Genomic DNA, 15,945 nt, shown 5'->3' on the forward strand with positions numbered 1-15,945 from the left:
AAAGACGAAGGGGAGTGTAAGTATACAAGCTTACACTCCCCTTGCTTTTTTATCCCTATGCTAACCACACACTTCTCACCTCCTAGCTATCCTTCTATCCTATACATACATATAAAAGAGCAAGGGGAGTGTAAGCTTGTATATTCCGATTAAAAAGATAAATGAGAAGTGTGTGTGTTACAGCGTGTCCTGAAGTTATGATGTTAGAGCTGATTTGAGGATATGAGTATTTTGGCAACGTTGTTATTTCTTTAGAGAGCAAGTCTGGATTGAAACTCTATAAAGCAAGTGCTAATACAATTCTATTGTAACCATAAACAGCCATCAGTGACACAAGACTATTTAAGGGATTTTATGATCCATAGTAAAGCAGAAGGATACTGATAAATATTAGAAATAGCATCGTTGCTTTAGATTTTATATTTCCCTCACGCAATATTATTACTCCACCAATAAAACTTACCAAAACACTACTTCTTCTAATCATTGATACGATTGCTATTTTTGATTCAGGATCACTCAGGGCGAAAAAGTATGCTAGGTCAGCAATACTTAGAAATATAGAAATAAAAGGAATACTCCATTTCCATCGGAACTTTACATTCTCATGTCTGGGTATAAATATTATAAAGATCGTTGTAAGGATAGTTTGATAAACTAAATACCAACTTTGAACAAACATTTTGTCAAGTTTAGTCATCAGGAACTTGTCATATAAGCCACTCATAGCACCAAATACGATAGATAATATAAGCAAGATCATGAATTTTCCATCCTGATCTTGGATCATAATATCTTTTTTCCTTTTGCTCATCATAAATATGGAGATAATTCCAAGTCCCACCCCTGCCCATTGTATTATATTCAGATTTTCACCCAGTATGAGTGTGGCTCCGGTAACTGTAAGTACCGGTTGGAAGGCTTTTATCGGACCTACCAGGGTAAGATCAAGATGTTTCATGGCTAAGTATCCAAAACTCCATGCCCCGAACACAATAAAAGACTTTACTACTACAAGAGCGTGTCCGTAGTAATCTACCTTAGGGACATAGAGTATGGCTTCGGGTTCGATGACTCCGAAGTTTGATAAAAGTATTAAAGGGATAAAAAGGAATGCACTCAGTGCTGTTGTAATAAGTAGAATAGGGTAAACTGCATTGTTTCTGAGCGAGAGTTTTTGGAATATATTGTAAACACCCAGTAATACGGATGAGAGTATTGCTAATGAGACCCACACGGTTTGATCATCTATAAAAGTTAAAAAACAATACGAAGATAATGAATCTACAAAGTATATGGTGTAAAGGCTGTAATGTAAAAATAATTCTTTTAGAAAATATTACTATGTTATTAAGAATTAGGGATAAAAAAAGTACCTTTGTGAACACTGAATCAATATTAATTAAGATAGAAAAATTGTATCATGGAAAAACCTTATGTAATAGGGATTGACCTGGGTGGGACAAATACGGTGTTTGGAGTAGTAGATGCTCGTGGCAACGTAGTTGTAAGCGCATCCATTAAAACCGCAACGCACAATGAAGTAGATAACTATTTGAACGATTTAGTTGTCGGGCTTAACATGCTCATTGAGCAAGTAGGCGGTAAAGAGATGATCAAGGGTATTGGTGTAGGTGCGCCCAATGGTAACTATTTTACAGGTTCTATTGAGTTTGCACCCAACTTGCCATGGAAAGGCAAGATACCATTGGCGCAGATGATCGAAGATAAGATCGGGATACCTGTTGCATTGACCAATGATGCGAATGCTGCTGCTATCGGTGAAATGACTTATGGTGCAGCCAGAGGTATGAAAGACTTTATCGTGATTACACTGGGTACAGGTGTTGGTAGCGGTATCGTTGTAAATGGTAATTTGGTTTATGGACATGACGGATTTGCCGGTGAGCTTGGTCACATGATTGTTCGTCGCAACGGCCGTATGTGTGGTTGTGGGCGTCAAGGTTGTTTGGAGACTTATACATCTGCTACAGGCGTTGCCAGAACAGCACGTGAGTATCTGAGTATTCGTTCTGACGAAAGCTCTTTGCGTGCCATTGAAGCAGATAAGATTACATCTAAAGATGTTTATGATGCAGCTGTAAATGGTGATCCCATGGCGCTGGAAATCTTCGAGGCTACAGGAGCTATCCTCGGTGAAGCTTTTGCTGATTTTGTTACATTCTCAAGCCCCGAAGCTATTATTCTTTTTGGCGGTCTTACAAAATCCGGTGATCTGCTGATGAACCCCATCAAGCATCACATGGAAAAGAATATCTTGAATATCTATAAGGGTAAAACCAAGCTTCTCTTCTCTCAACTCAAAGAAAGCGATGCAGCTGTATTGGGTGCAAGCGCATTGGGATGGGAAGCCAAAGCAAAAGAATGAACCATCCGTTAGAAACATTCAAATTTTGTCCTCACTGCGGAGGAAGATCTCTCGATTTCAGTAATCCGAGAGCTATCTTCTGTCCGCAGTGCGGGCTTAAGTATTATGCCAATGTGGCATCTGCGGTAGCTTGTTTTATTACAGATGAGCGAGGGTATCTTTTATCGGTTGTTAGAGGACGTGAACCGATGAAAAATACACTTGATCTTCCCGGTGGATTTGTCGATGTAGAGGAGAGTGTGGAAGAAGCTGTGATCAGAGAAGTTTATGAAGAAACACACTTGCGCATACAGCATCCAAGATATTTATTTTCTATTCCTAATATATATCCGTATTCAGGTATTGTCGTTAATACATCAGATTTATTTTTTGCGGTAAGAGTCAAAAGCTTTGATAATGCCATCGCTGCCGACGATGCTGCGGGTATCAAGATCATGCCTTTGAGTAAAGTCAATCCCGAAGAGTTCGGTCTGAGGTCAATACGAGAAGCTGTAAAAAAGCTTTTGGCAAATAAATCTATCTTATAAAGAGAATCTATCTCTATTTCTCTTCCCCTGTTATTTCTGCTGCAAGCCTTTTACATCCGGCACGATTTATTTTATGTGTTTCTGTCATTGGTACAGCTTGTACAGCATATATTTCTTTGGGCGCGTACAAAGAAGGTATCTGTGCTTTTATCTGAAGCTTTAAATCAACCAGGTCATATTGCGCTGCTTTCTCCAAGAGCATCACTAATCTCTCACCTAACACTTCATCAGCCACTGACGTAAGTGCGAAGTTTGTGGTCACAATATCCTTGAGCTGCTCTTCTATCTTTTCGGGGTGAATCTTAATTCCGCCACTGTTGATTACATTGTCTCTTCTTCCTACAATCGCAAAGGTGTTATTATCATTCAGTAAAGCCACATCGTTTGTATAAAGAATGTTCTGATTGATATGAGGTGCGTCTATAATCAGCGTATCATCCTTGGACAAGGTTAATTTAACGCCCGGAAGAGGTGAATAGAACTTACTTTTATCACTTCCGTTTACTTTTCTTAGGGCTATGTGCGATAGTGTCTCCGTCATACCATAGCTACTGTATACCTTGCATTGGAGTCTATCCGTTTCTTGCTCGAGAGACAGAGGTATCTGCCCCCCTCCTACTAATATGATCCCTGATCTATTCAGTTTTTCCTCTTCCTTTTTTACGCTCATTGCACAACTCAATTGCATCGGAGTCATGGCAATAAACCTAAAATCAGGATTACCTGTAAAGTCTGTATCCAGAGGATGTGATGAGGACTGGACATAATAGAGATCAAGCTGAGCCACCAAGGCTCTAATCACCATCATCATACCTGAAATGTAATCCAACGGAAGGCACAGCAATACACGGTCATGTGCTGATAATCCGAAAAATGAACAAGTAGCCATAGCACTATTCATCATTCTTTTTTTCTTAACGACCATTGTTTTCGGAGCTCCTGTCGAACCTGAAGTCTTTACTTCAATAGAGTCTCTTCCATCAAACCATTTACCCAAAAATTCCGTTAAACTCTCGTATCCTCGAGCAAGAAATGCAGTTTGGCATTCATTAGCAGAGTAATCTCTACCCATTAAATACAAGTGCTGTTGTTCTATATCGGTGACAAATCTAGGCATAAACTATGGGAGTTAGAGTGGCAAGATATTATCAGCTGCCGAAGGCGCATCACCCGGTATGTACCACAGAGAGTCCCCCTGAATAGTCAAAGGCACGGGTACATTCGTTGTAAATAACTTACCTGTCCCCAGGCCTTGTGGCAATTTGTTATCGAAGCATGCTGTATATTGAGCTATTGCATTGAGCCCGATGTTTGATTCCAGTGCAGAGGTCATCCACCAGCCTATCCCCATAGCTTCTGCAAGGTCTATCCACTCTTTACAGCCCACAAAGCCACCATGAAGAGATGGCTTCAGGATAATATATTGTGGGGAAAGCTCGTCAAGTAAACGTATCTTATCTTCCCTGCGATTTATACCGATAAGCTCTTCATCAAACCCTATGGGCAGTTCACTATGGGCACAGAGGTCCTTCATTGCACCGTGTTGTCCTTGGCTTATGGGTTGTTCTATAGAGTGTAGTTCCAGTTCGCTCAGTCTATGCAGCTTATCCATGGCCTCAATCGGGGCAAATGCGCCATTGGCATCTACTCTAAGTTGTATTTTCTTACTGTCGAAGTCTTTTCTTATCATCCTCAGCAGAGCCAACTCATTTTCGAAATCTATGGCACCTATCTTGAGTTTTATACATTGATAACCATTGCTGATTTTTTCGAGGATTTGAGCTTTCATGTATTCATAATCACCCATCCATATCAGCCCATTGATGGTGATTCCCTCTTTCCCTTGAGCAAAAGGACTATCCCATAGTGAGAAGGACGATCTTTCCAAATGCCTCATTGCTGTTTCCAGGCCGAAAAGCATCGAGGGGTAATCCCGGAGTGTGTCTATGTCGATGCCATTGTTGCGTATAGAGTCTTGAACCAAGTACTCCAGTTTATCCCCATAGTCCGGCACATCATCACAACTCAGATGGGGTAGAGGGGCAGACTCTCCTATACCTATAGTCCCGTCTTCAGCCAAGAGGCGTATATACCAGACCTTGCGTCGGGTATATACGCCTCTTGAGGTTCCTGCGGGTCGGATAAATTTCAGTTCGCAGGGGATAACTTCACCTTGAACTATCCTTTTCATCAGGGGAACTTAGGGTATTGTTTGAAGTCCGGTTTTCTTTTTTCAAGGAAAGCATGCTTGCCCTCTTGAGCTTCGTCCGTAAGGTAATAGAGCAGAGTCGCATCACCTGCCAACTCCTGTATACCTGCCTGTCCATCCAGCTCAGCATTCAACCCGGCTTTTATCATCCTTAGCGCCAGCGGGCTTAGCAGCATCATTTCTTCAGCCCATGTTACATATTCGTCTTCGAGTTGCTCCAGTGGCACCACTTTGTTTACCAGCCCCATGTCCAGAGCTTCTGAGGCATTGTATTGTCGGCAGAGAAACCATATCTCACGAGCCTTCTTTTGTCCTACCACACGGGCAAGGTAAGACGCGCCAAAGCCTGCGTCAAAACTACCTACTCTGGGACCCGTCTGTCCGAAGATCGCATTTTCTGATGCGATGCTCAGGTCACAAACAACATGAAGTACATGCCCTCCGCCTATAGCATAGCCATTTACTGCGGCTATTACGGGTTTGGGTATCGATCGTATTTGTTTCTGCACATCCAATACGCTCAAGCGTGGCACACCATCTTTACCGATATATCCGCCACGTCCTTTTACATTTTGGTCTCCTCCCGAGCAAAAAGCTTTGTCTCCTGCTCCTGTGATAACAACAACATTGATATTCGGATCCTCACGGCATATATGCAAGGCATCACTCATCTCTCCTGTAGTCGTGGGGGTAAAGGCATTTCTATAACGCTCACGGTTTATGGTAATACGTCCTATGCCGTGATAGTAGTCGAATATTATTTCTTCGTATTCCTTGACTACAATCCAATTTCTTTCTGTGCTCATTTTATATCTATGTTGTTTGTTGTTATTTTGAGTGTGTGGTAGTACTCTTTGAGTATTTGCACGTCAGAGTCCTTTTCAGTAAATACTTCTACAAAGATAGGCCTATCTGTGCGGACTGACAATAATTTTTGAGTAGCAATGTCGAGTTCTTTTTCATCATTTACTTCATAATACTCAAAACTCATCTGCTCAGCCCACCCTCTAGCCGATGTGTGATGCGAAGCCGTTACAAAAGCGTGCGTGGTTCCCCCCATGGTGAGCCCGGGCAGAGATTGGAATATCTCACCTCCGCCGTTATTGAGCATCATGATCCTCATATTGGGTTTGAGGTAGTGGCTCCATAGCCCGTTCATGTCATAGAAGAAGCTGAGGTCACCAATCAGAAATACATTCATCTTATCAGACATAGCGGCATATCCTACCATTGTAGATACTGAGCCCTCTATACCACTGGTGCCTCTATTGCAAAATACGCATTGATTTTCGGGTATACGGAATATTTGTGCATATCTCACTGCTGAGCTGTTTCCGAGGTGTAGTACCGCACTGGCTGGTAAATGGTTGATTACATTGCCTATGGCTGATATTTCAGAGTAAGGAAAATGATATACCTTACTCAGCAATAGGTCTGACGTTTCACGCCACAGTCGTGTGTATGCATCATTGATGCCGTGGAGTCCTTTGATAATCTCAGCAAACTCCTGTACATCCATCTCCAGAGCTATTGTCTGGCAGGCGTAGGTGTCTGTTACTTTTCCATCCCGAGACACATGAATGTGCTGTGCAGGCGGATTTTTACGTATCAATTCCTTCAGCCTTTTCGATACCACATGTCCTCCGTAAGTTATCAGCACATCGGGTGCAAGTTCAACTCTTTGTTCTTTGGGATAAGCATATATCACTGCATCGAAGTTGCTTATGTACTTCTTGTCATTTACGGTGTAGTTACCTATTTGTTCTGACAACACCACTGCATGCCCAGGTACATCCATAGGGAGCTGACATCCGGCAAAATCGAGTTCTTCTTGTCCTCTGATGATCATCAGTCGGTGTGCCGTTGATATCATCTGTTTCACCTCATCAGTTACACTATCGAATCTTCTGATCACTCTGGCTTTGGGAAGTGATTCTTCCGTAAATCTAAAGAGAGGTTCCGAGATAGGGATATTGATCTGTACGGGTCCATAGCCATGATGATTGCTTTCGAGTAGAGCTTCGTTGATCAGTCTGTTGCAGTACCATTCATCTGTAGCAGTGGTTACTTCCGGTAGGTTTACCGACATCTTTACAAGGCTGTTGTATACATGAGGCTGGGGTAGCGTCTGTCCGTCCATTTGCCCTATCCAAGCTTGGGGCCTGTCTGCTGTTACTACAATCAGGGGTAGTTTTCGGTAGTAAGCCTCAGATACTGCCGGGTGCAGATTCAGCACCGCAGAGCCTGATGTACAACATACAGCCACAGGCTTGTGAGTCTCCAATATACGGCCTATGGCAAAGTATCCGGCACTCCTCTCGTCTGTTACGGAGTAGCAAGTGTAGTCTGGATCATTGACCAACGAATGTACTATAGGTGCATTGCGACTTCCGGGACACAACACCAATTCACGGATGCCGTGAGCTTTGAGCAGAGCACAGAGCTGCAATATATTTTTCTTTTCAGAATACATGTAATGTCTTTATTTCATCAATGACACTAAGGTATTCATTTTATTATTGGTTTCGCTCCATTCATCCATAAAAGTTGATGATTTCAGGAGTCCTCCGCCGGCATAGAAATTCACACGTTTCTTCTCATTATCCGCTTGCATACAGCGTAGATTCACATAGAATGCGATATCTTCATTCTTTTTAGGCCCCAAAAATCCTGAGTAATATGCTCTGTCTATAGATTCATTACTCAGAATAAACTCCTTCGACGCCTCTTTGGGCAATCCGCATACTGCCGGTGTGGGGTAGAGAGCCTGTATTAAGCGATGGAGGGGACTGGATGGAGGATAAGTGAAGATGAAATCCGTTTTAATATGTCTCAGATTGGCCGTGTCAAAGTTGTACGGTTGTGATTTCTTGAACTGTATGTCCAGTGAGGTGAGTGTATCCGCTATATAGTCCGTTACCACGGCTTGTTCGGATGCATTTTTGGGACTCCAGTCGCTGACTGTATCATGAGTTACGGTTCCGGCCAATGAGACGGTACGGCACGTGCCGTCGGCCTTTTTTTCGAACAAGATTTCCGGCGTGGCGCCCAACCATGTTCCCGTGGCAGGGGCGTGAAATATATATACAAAAGCTTCGGGGTACTTCCTACATGCTGTCATGAATAGGTTATGGACATCAAAACCACGGGTAACATCCACCGTATGCTTTCGAGCCAGTACCAGTTTCTCATACCGGTCTGTCAGCAAAGCTTGAGTGAATATGCTGAAATCTTTCTGATAAGAAGCAAACTCTTCAGCTTCATCCGTATTGTGAATATCGCAGAGGAGAGGAGTGTCAGGCAAATCTTTGATCCTGATCTCTCGCTCCTGACCTTTGAGGAGGAGCATTGGATTTTGAGATGTGAGTGCAAATGGGGCAAATACAAATCCTTCGAAGGTGTCGATATCCGACAAATTGTTACCAGTAACGGGTGCATTCTCGGACGTTATGATATGGAGGGAATCCTTGTAAGGTAGTTTGTAACACGCATAAGCACATGCTCCTGACAAGATTTCTTCTAAAGAGTTAAGCATATTATCTAAAGTAAACTGACGTCCAAAGTTAGACAAAAGTCTGCTCATAAATTTATTTCTACACCATCTTTATTTATCCAAGAATCTTATATTCATTTTATTCCGCTTGTTCACGATGCTTATTGAGAAGATATTTTTGGCCGAGGGACCTCTTGGCGTTTTGTGATTATGATGCATTTTTCTCCCGTTTGCTTACTTTTTGTTTTTTTATACTTTGTGGGTGTATAGGGGGCTTGACATCGGCTTTTTCATGTAGTATCTTTGTGTAATATTCACTTATATGCATTACCCATCCCCCATAAAAAGATTAATACCAATGATCCTATCTGTGTCCATAATCCACGTAGTCTGGAGCGTTCCCGGCATGGTATCTCTTGTTGAAAAAATGAGGGTGGTACCATTACCTTGATTTCGGAGCCTTTATCCGTCGTTTATGGAGCGAGATTTCAGCTGTGAAGCTATGTGATGAACATTTTATATTCGGTCAATGCATGTAAAGGTGTAAACCGAACTCCCATATTGAATCCCCAATTTTATTATGATAGAGCTGTTGACCTATTACGATAGGATTATTTCCTATCATAATAAGTCGTTCGACTTGATACGATAGGTCAATTGTCCGTATATATAAGGATTTTCAGGCAATCGGGTTTTCTCATCAGATTGATGTAGAGAAATAGAAAAATATAGTATCTGAGCCTGTTTCATTAATATCTTGAAGATATTGACACTTCTGCGCTTATCCCCTTTATTTAGTATAAATATTCCAGGGTATTTATGGCTAATTCACTTAAATTTTGAGACCAAAAAGTCTCTTTGAGCTTGTTTTTCTAACTAAGTTATAGTTTTTTTGCGCTCCTTTCCTCTTAATTAAAGATATTTAGATACTCACTAATCAGTCTATTAGGACTTGACGGCAAGGTTTATCGAATTGGTCTTTTGTGTCATAGTGTAAGCTTATCGTGGTATTGTGTGTCAAAATGAAATTTATTGTTATTCTCTACGGTTAAGTTGATATTGTAGAGCTGATTATACAATATATTTCTTAGTGATACAAGAGTATGGAGGTCGATCATGTTTTTATAAGGAGTTATTTTAAGGGGAAAGACAAATTCGTTATCTTTGGTGAGATAGTATTAATTTATAAATGATATTTCCATGCATAGCATCAAAGAATATATTGCGCAAAACGAGAGCCGTTTTATTGAAGAACTTTTCGATTTGATACGTATCCCTTCCGTCAGTGCCAAGAGTGAGCATAAGGATGATATGATACGCTGTGCCGAACACTGGAAGTCACACCTGCTACAGGTGGGTGCTACCGAAGCCGAGATTTACAGTACGCCGGGCAACCCTATCGTTTATGCCGAATATATACAGGATGCTTCTCTACCTACCGTGCTGATATATGCCCACTATGATGTGATGCCACCGGAGCCGCTCGAACTATGGAAGAGTGAACCTTTCGAGCCGCAGATCCGTGACGGACACATTTGGGCACGTGGAGCTGATGATGACAAGGGACAGTCTATGGTGCAGGTCAAAGGCTTCGAAACGGCACTCAAGTTAGGACTGGTCAAGTGTAACGTGAAGTTTCTATTCGAGGGTGAGGAGGAGATAGGTTCTATTAATCTGGAAGCCTTCTGTGAGCAACATAAGGAAATGCTCAAGAGTGATTTTATTTTGGTGTCGGATACCAGTATGGTTAGTGCCGAAACTCCATCACTTACTACAGGACTTAGAGGGCTTGCATACTGGCAGGTCGAGGTCACTGGACCGAATAGGGATCTGCACTCAGGCCATTTTGGCGGAGCAGTGGCAAATCCCATCAACGAACTTTGTAAGATGATGGCTCGTGTAGTGGATGAAAAAGGACGCATACAGATACCTCATTTTTATGATGACGTAGTACCCTTGTCGCAGGAGGAGCGTGATATGATAGCTCAAGTACCTTTTTCTGAAGAGAAGTACAAGGGAGCCTTGGAGGTAGAAGAACTCTTTGGCGAGGAAGGCTACCACACGCTTGAACGCAATAGTTGCCGCCCCAGTTTCGATATTTGCGGTATATGGGGCGGATATACCGGAGAGGGTGCCAAAACAGTATTGCCCTCCAAGGCTTATGCAAAAGTATCATGTCGGTTGGTAGCCAACCAAGACCATGAGGTTATAAGCCGCGCTTTTGTAGATTATATCCAAAGCATAGCCCCCAAAACAGTGAAAGTAAATGTTACTCCCATGCATGGCGGTGAGGCCTATCTATGCCCCATTGATCTCCCAGCCTACAGGGCGGCGGAGAAAGCATGTGCCGTGGCTTTCGGAAAGAAACCGCTGGCTGTGCGCCGTGGGGGAAGTATACCTATTATAGCCGCCTTTGAGAAAGTTCTGGGCGTGAAGACCGTGCTGATGGGATTCGGTCTCGAAAGCAATGCCATACACTCACCTAACGAGAATATGTCTGTGGATATTTTCCGTAAAGGTATCGAGGCTGTGGCAGAGTTTTATAAAAATTATCCCGCACAACAATAGTTACAATATAAAGGATGAGCATACTTATAAAAGGTGTATTGCACCAGGGCAGATACACCGATATTCTTATCGAAGAAAACAGGATAGCCTCCATATCTCCCGAAATAAAAGCCGATGCATTGCAGCAAGGCGTACAGATTATCGATGGTAAAGACAAAGCGGTGATACCGGGCTTTCACAACTGCCATACCCACGCTGCTATGACTATATTCCGTGGTTACGGTGACGACTTACCGCTCATGAAGTGGTTACAGGATTACATATGGCCGGTGGAGGCCAAAATGTCTGCCGAAGATGTATATTGGGGAGCCAAACTGGCTTGTCTCGAGATGATAAAGACCGGTACTACAGCTTTTATGGATATGTATATGAACCCGCTGGCTACCGCGCGTGCAGCTGACGAGATGGGTCTCCGTGCAGTAGTATCCTATACGCTTTTTGATCAGGGAAGTCCCGAGCGTGCCCGACAGGATCGTGACAATTGCAGCAGATATCTGGAGGAATTCAAGAAATTCGGACAGCGCATCAAGTTTTCCATAGGCCCCCACGCTATATATACTGTGTGTGGAGAGCAATTACAGTTTTGCCACCAATTTGCTCAAGAGCACAATGTACTCATCCACTTGCATATGTCAGAAACCAAGGGCGAGTGGGATGAGTGTATGAAACTTCATGGAACTACACCTATCAGATATCTCAATGATTTGGGTGTACTGAGCCCCAATCTGGTTATTGCCCATGCTATTTGGGTGGACGATGAAGAGATGGACTTACTGGCTGCCCATGGAGTAAAGGTGGTGCATAACCCGGCCTCAAATATGAAACTCGCCAGTGGATATGAGTTTAAGTTTGAAGAAATGAAGCGCCGTGGGATAGGCGTAGGACTGGGTACGGACGGTTGCTCTTCGTCGAACAACCTCGACATGGTAGTGGCGATGAAGTTGGCCTCATTTCTCGGCAAGGTGTGGCGCTTCGATAGTACGGCTGTTACGGCAAAAAGCATACTGCACAGCGCTACAGCCGTAGGTGCCGACATCTTACGCATCGATGCGGGGCGTATCGAAGAAGGAGCATTGGCGGATTTGTGTCTGGTAGATCTCAATCTGCCTGAAATGACTCCGTTACATGATTTTACCTCCAACCTGGTATACGCTGCCAACGGCAGTTGCATAGACACTACTATAGTAGATGGTAAAATACTTATGCAAAACAAGCATGTACCGGGAGAAGAAGAAATAATGAATAAAGTAAAAGAAATAGCATATAAACTGATTCCTAAAAATTGATTTGTAAAAAATATGGTAATGCAAGAACAACACTATCATGAAGCCGCTTCTTACTTGGCTTCTCGATTGCCTAATGAAGTAAAAACCGCTATTGTATTAGGAAGCGGACTGGGCAATCTGGCAGATTCGATTCAAGATGCTACTGTGATTCCATACAATAAAATACCTCACTTTGCCAACTCTACAGCTGTGGGACACAAGGGTAATCTCATTGTGGGCACACTGGGTGGAGTACCCATCTTGGCGATGCAGGGGCGTTTCCATTATTATGAGGGCTATTCCATGGATCAGGTGACTTTCCCTATCCGTGTTATGAAGCTTCTCGGTATTGAGAATCTGATCGTATCCAATGCTGCCGGTGGTATCAATACTACATTTAAAATCGGCGATCTCATGCTCATCAAAGACCATATCAACAACTTACCCAACCCACTAATAGGGCCTAACATGAATATGTTTGGCGTAAGATTCCCTGATATGACACGTGCTTATGACAAAGAGTTTTTCCAAAAAGCCAAGGCCGTGGCAGAGCGTCTGGGCATCCCTGTAAAAGAGGGGGTGTATGTAGGACTTACCGGGCCATCGTATGAGACACCTGCAGAATATACATTCTGGAGTAGGGTAGGCGGTGATGCTATAGGTATGAGTACTGTACCTGAAGTGATTGTGGCACGCCATGCCGGTATCAGGGTATTCGGTATGTCGGTGATCACTAATGAGGGGTATCATTTTGCGGATGACTTCGTCAATGATGCTCAAGATGTGATAGACGCAGCCAACGCGGCATCCGAAAAGATGGGGCGTATAGTCACAGAGTTGCTCAAAGAAATGTAGCAGTATTAGGATTTTTCTCCTGACAGAATATAAAAGCCGTAATACTTCAGAGATGAGTATTGCGGCTTTTGGTATATCAATACAGGGGACTTCTATATTATCCCCGGATCAGTGTATCACAGCAATTCGGCAGGATCTACACCTAAAGCTTTTGCTACACCGTGACCGTATGCTTCGTCAGCTTTCATACAGTTTTTGGCATGTCGCACTTTTATTTCTTTGGGTATGTCTCCCATAGCACGTGCCGTGTTATCAAAAAGTACTTGTTGCTGCTCAGGACTCATCAGTCGGAAGAGTGCCCCGGGTTGTGAGTAGTAGTCGTCATCGTCTTCACGAAAATCCCATTGATAGGCTGCTCCGTCTAGCTCGAGAGGCGGCTCTTTATACTCGGGTTGCTCCTTCCACTCGCCATATCCGTTTGGTTCATAGCCCAGAGTGGATCCGTGGTTGCCATCGACACGCATCTGACCGTCACGATGATAAATATTGAGAAATGGGCAGCGACTGCGATTTACCGGTATCTGATAGTGGTTTACTCCCAGTCTGTAGCGCTGAGCATCGCCATAGGAAAACAAACGCCCTTGCAACATGCGGTCTGGCGAAAATCCTATCCCCGGTACTATATTAGCCGGATTGAAAGCTGCTTGCTCTACATCAGCAAAATAATTCTCAGGATTTCGATTCAATTCGATTACTCCCACTTCTATCAGCGGATAAATCTTTTGAGACCATGTTTTAGTGAGGTCAAAAGGATTGAACGGACAGTTACGTGCTTGCTCTTCTGTCATGATCTGCACCTTCATAGTCCATCTAGGGTAATCACCTCTTTCTATACTTTCATAGAGATCTCTCTGATGACTCTCACGATCTTTGGCTACAATAGCTTCAGCTTCTTGGTCTGTAAGGTTTTTGATACCTTGATGTGTGTGAAGATGAAATTTGACCCATACACGTTGATTCCGGGCATTGATGAAGGAAAATGCATGACTACCGAAACCATGCATGTGTCTGTAAGAATAAGGTATACCACGATCACTCATGGTAATTGTAACCTGATGCAACGCCTCGGGAAGTAATGTCCAAAAATCCCAGTTGTTTTTGGGACTGCGCATATTGGTGCGAGGATCACGTTTGATAGCATGATTCAAGTCCGGAAATTTGAGCGGATCACGTAAGAAAAAGACGGGCGTGTTATTGCCGACCAAATCCCAATTACCTTGTTCGGTGTAAAACTTCATTGCAAAACCACGAATGTCACGCTCCGCATCGGCTGCTCCACGCTCTCCTGCTACAGTAGAGAAGCGAATGAAAAGATCGGTCTTTTTCCCTATCTCCGAAAAGATTTTGGCGCAGGTGTATTGTGTGATATCATTGGTCACCGTAAAGGTTCCAAAAGCCCCTGAACCCTTGGCATGCATACGTCTCTCAGGGATTACCTCTCGGTCGAAATGAGCCAACTTTTCCAAATACCACACATCTTGCAATAGCATGGGGCCTCGCTTGCCGGCGGTGGATACATTCTGATTATCAGGTACCGGGGTGCCTGATACACTTGTTAGTTTTTTGTTTCCGTTCATGAATGATTGTTTTATTCGTTAATGTGTTTTTGTCGTATCATTGTATCGAGTGTCCTTTTATCAGTATCTGTGAGGTGCCCGCTACGTGACTTTAGAGAAAAGATATTGGAATCTATGGGGGCAATATGCTTCTTCATTTTACGGAACATACTACCCGTACGTATCTTATAGGTGGTAAAGAGAAGTAGCTTCTGGGAAAACGGGTGAGGCAAGGTTCGTGCAAAATCTACCCAAGACTTGTGAGGGTGCTGATGAACGATAAACCAGCCTGACGTCCAACATCCTAAAAGAAGAAAGTCTGTATTGTGTAGCTTATCCTCCTTGTAATCAGATACGGATGCAAGACTTACATCCAGACCTTTTGACCATAGGTACATGGCTATTTCCCTTGCATATCCGGCCGTTTTGCCTTTATGGCTATAGTAGATAATAGTTGCTTTCATATAAAATGTGTCTATAAGGCCGTGTGATGTGAATAATCGCTATAAACAAATATACATATTTTTCGCTTCTTTACGCAAGGTAATAAAAGCGAAAAGACTGCTTTAAATTAATAAAGCAGTCTCCTCTGATGTTATTTAGCCTGAAATCTTATTGAGGCTTTACATCGATAACTTTGTCAAGTACGAACTTGTCTGCAGGTTTCTTTTCAGCATCAAGCTGTTGCAGTTTGTTTTCGCCTTGGAGTACATAGATGGTCTTGCTCTCATCATTCAACTTGATGGTATCACCGGCAACTTCAAAAGTTCCTTTGGTTTCAGTGGCTTTACCGGCATCTTTACCGGATTTAGGGATCATGTTCATTACAAACTGATTATCAGCCGAAAGATTCAAAGTAACGTCATATGACTTTGCTTCTACTGTTGCAGGGATCTCGCCTTTGAATACACCTACGTATACAGGGATGGCAACTTCAACGTTTTCTGCTACCTCAACTGTATCAGCTGTGTTTTCTGCGGTCTTTTGTTTGTTATTACAAGCAACCATGGCGAAAGCCATCATTGAAAGGGCTAAAAACTTTTTCATAATCTTCAATTTAGAATGATTTGTGAATCAAATAAT

At 42.9% G+C, this 15,945-nt stretch carries 14 protein-coding genes; 5 read left to right on the forward strand and 9 right to left on the reverse strand.

The features are described 5' to 3' along the window. Positions 1-352: 352 nt before the first annotated feature. Positions 353-1,237, reverse strand: coding sequence for an EamA family transporter (locus VYJ22_RS04465; protein ID WP_329905296.1), 885 nt, complete (start codon positions 1,235-1,237; stop codon positions 353-355). A gap of 186 nt (positions 1,238-1,423) precedes the next feature. On the opposite strand from VYJ22_RS04465, the gene VYJ22_RS04470 reads away from it, so the two are divergent. Continuing rightward, positions 1,424-2,389 carry an ROK family protein gene (locus VYJ22_RS04470; protein WP_329905297.1) on the forward strand — a complete coding sequence of 322 codons (966 nt, stop codon included), beginning with the start codon at positions 1,424-1,426 and terminating at the stop codon, positions 2,387-2,389. Next, entirely contained in the window at positions 2,386-2,916 is a 531-nt protein-coding gene (locus tag VYJ22_RS04475) for an NUDIX domain-containing protein (RefSeq protein WP_329905298.1), read from the forward strand. Before VYJ22_RS04470 ends, VYJ22_RS04475 begins: the two co-directional genes overlap by 4 nt. A 13-nt stretch (positions 2,917-2,929) precedes the next feature. Here the strand turns inward: VYJ22_RS04475 and VYJ22_RS04480 are convergent, their stop codons facing one another. From VYJ22_RS04480 to VYJ22_RS04500, 5 genes are read right to left on the reverse strand one after another with little or no spacing between them, the layout of a single operon-like run. Continuing rightward, positions 2,930-4,033 carry an AMP-binding protein gene (locus tag VYJ22_RS04480; RefSeq protein ID WP_329905300.1) on the reverse strand — a complete coding sequence of 368 codons (1,104 nt, stop codon included), beginning with the start codon at positions 4,031-4,033 and terminating at the stop codon, positions 2,930-2,932. Positions 4,034-4,045: 12 nt separating this feature from the next. Then, positions 4,046-5,107 carry an o-succinylbenzoate synthase gene (locus VYJ22_RS04485; protein WP_329905301.1) on the reverse strand — a complete coding sequence of 354 codons (1,062 nt, stop codon included), beginning with the start codon at positions 5,105-5,107 and terminating at the stop codon, positions 4,046-4,048. Beyond that, positions 5,107-5,931 carry a 1,4-dihydroxy-2-naphthoyl-CoA synthase gene (gene menB, locus VYJ22_RS04490; protein WP_329905302.1) on the reverse strand — a complete coding sequence of 275 codons (825 nt, stop codon included), beginning with the start codon at positions 5,929-5,931 and terminating at the stop codon, positions 5,107-5,109. Before menB ends, VYJ22_RS04485 begins: the two co-directional genes overlap by 1 nt. After that, a complete protein-coding gene (menD, locus tag VYJ22_RS04495) occupies positions 5,928-7,598 on the reverse strand; it encodes a 2-succinyl-5-enolpyruvyl-6-hydroxy-3-cyclohexene-1-carboxylic-acid synthase (protein WP_329905304.1) in 1,671 nt (556 codons plus the stop codon). Before menD ends, menB begins: the two co-directional genes overlap by 4 nt. A 9-nt stretch (positions 7,599-7,607) precedes the next feature. Further along, a complete protein-coding gene (locus tag VYJ22_RS04500; protein ID WP_329905305.1) occupies positions 7,608-8,708 on the reverse strand; it encodes a chorismate-binding protein in 1,101 nt (366 codons plus the stop codon). Between the two features lie 1,110 nt (positions 8,709-9,818). On the opposite strand from VYJ22_RS04500, the gene VYJ22_RS04505 reads away from it, so the two are divergent. The 3 genes from VYJ22_RS04505 to VYJ22_RS04515 are packed head-to-tail and all read left to right on the forward strand — an operon-like array spanning position 9,819 to position 13,306. Continuing rightward, positions 9,819-11,186, forward strand: a complete 1,368-nt coding sequence (locus tag VYJ22_RS04505) for a dipeptidase (protein WP_329905306.1) — start codon at positions 9,819-9,821, stop codon at positions 11,184-11,186. A 14-nt stretch (positions 11,187-11,200) separates the two neighbouring features. Further along, the gene (locus tag VYJ22_RS04510) at positions 11,201-12,472 is read left to right on the forward strand and encodes an amidohydrolase family protein (RefSeq protein WP_329905307.1); all 1,272 of its coding nucleotides are present in this window, start codon (positions 11,201-11,203) and stop codon (positions 12,470-12,472) included. 12 nt (positions 12,473-12,484) lie between these two features. Next, on the forward strand, positions 12,485-13,306 hold the full coding sequence (locus VYJ22_RS04515; RefSeq protein WP_329905308.1) for a purine nucleoside phosphorylase I, inosine and guanosine-specific: 822 nt from the start codon (positions 12,485-12,487) through the stop codon (positions 13,304-13,306). A gap of 116 nt (positions 13,307-13,422) precedes the next feature. Here the strand turns inward: VYJ22_RS04515 and VYJ22_RS04520 are convergent, their stop codons facing one another. The 3 genes from VYJ22_RS04520 to VYJ22_RS04530 form a co-directional block, all read right to left on the reverse strand. After that, complete coding sequence (locus VYJ22_RS04520) at positions 13,423-14,883, reverse strand: catalase (protein WP_329905309.1); 1,461 nt, start codon at positions 14,881-14,883, stop codon at positions 13,423-13,425. A gap of 11 nt (positions 14,884-14,894) precedes the next feature. Continuing rightward, on the reverse strand, positions 14,895-15,326 hold the full coding sequence (locus tag VYJ22_RS04525) for a flavodoxin family protein (protein ID WP_329905311.1): 432 nt from the start codon (positions 15,324-15,326) through the stop codon (positions 14,895-14,897). Positions 15,327-15,474: 148 nt separating this feature from the next. Continuing rightward, positions 15,475-15,909: a copper resistance protein NlpE N-terminal domain-containing protein gene (locus VYJ22_RS04530; protein ID WP_329905312.1), complete on the reverse strand. Its 435-nt coding sequence runs from the start codon at positions 15,907-15,909 to the stop codon at positions 15,475-15,477. Positions 15,910-15,945 lie beyond the last annotated feature (36 nt).

The sequence above is a fragment of the Porphyromonas pogonae genome, from assembly GCF_036320655.1.
Classification (GTDB): Bacteria; Bacteroidota; Bacteroidia; order Bacteroidales; family Porphyromonadaceae; genus Porphyromonas; species Porphyromonas pogonae.

Bases quoted from the DNA above. Each gene is read 5' to 3' on its own strand.
- VYJ22_RS04475 (WP_329905298.1), top strand. From the start codon at position 2,386: ATGAACCATCCGTTAGAAACATTCAAATTTTGTCCTCACTGCGGAGGA.
- VYJ22_RS04525 (WP_329905311.1), bottom strand. From the start codon at position 15,326: ATGAAAGCAACTATTATCTACTATAGCCATAAAGGCAAAACGGCCGGA.
- VYJ22_RS04530 (WP_329905312.1), bottom strand. From the start codon at position 15,909: ATGAAAAAGTTTTTAGCCCTTTCAATGATGGCTTTCGCCATGGTTGCT.
- VYJ22_RS04485 (WP_329905301.1), bottom strand. From the start codon at position 5,107: ATGAAAAGGATAGTTCAAGGTGAAGTTATCCCCTGCGAACTGAAATTT.
- VYJ22_RS04500 (WP_329905305.1), bottom strand. From the start codon at position 8,708: ATGAGCAGACTTTTGTCTAACTTTGGACGTCAGTTTACTTTAGATAAT.
- VYJ22_RS04505 (WP_329905306.1), top strand. From the start codon at position 9,819: ATGCATAGCATCAAAGAATATATTGCGCAAAACGAGAGCCGTTTTATT.
- VYJ22_RS04480 (WP_329905300.1), bottom strand. From the start codon at position 4,033: ATGCCTAGATTTGTCACCGATATAGAACAACAGCACTTGTATTTAATG.
- menD (WP_329905304.1), bottom strand. From the start codon at position 7,598: ATGTATTCTGAAAAGAAAAATATATTGCAGCTCTGTGCTCTGCTCAAA.
- VYJ22_RS04520 (WP_329905309.1), bottom strand. From the start codon at position 14,883: ATGAACGGAAACAAAAAACTAACAAGTGTATCAGGCACCCCGGTACCT.
- VYJ22_RS04510 (WP_329905307.1), top strand. From the start codon at position 11,201: ATGAGCATACTTATAAAAGGTGTATTGCACCAGGGCAGATACACCGAT.
- VYJ22_RS04515 (WP_329905308.1), top strand. From the start codon at position 12,485: ATGGTAATGCAAGAACAACACTATCATGAAGCCGCTTCTTACTTGGCT.
- VYJ22_RS04470 (WP_329905297.1), top strand. From the start codon at position 1,424: ATGGAAAAACCTTATGTAATAGGGATTGACCTGGGTGGGACAAATACG.
- menB (WP_329905302.1), bottom strand. From the start codon at position 5,931: ATGAGCACAGAAAGAAATTGGATTGTAGTCAAGGAATACGAAGAAATA.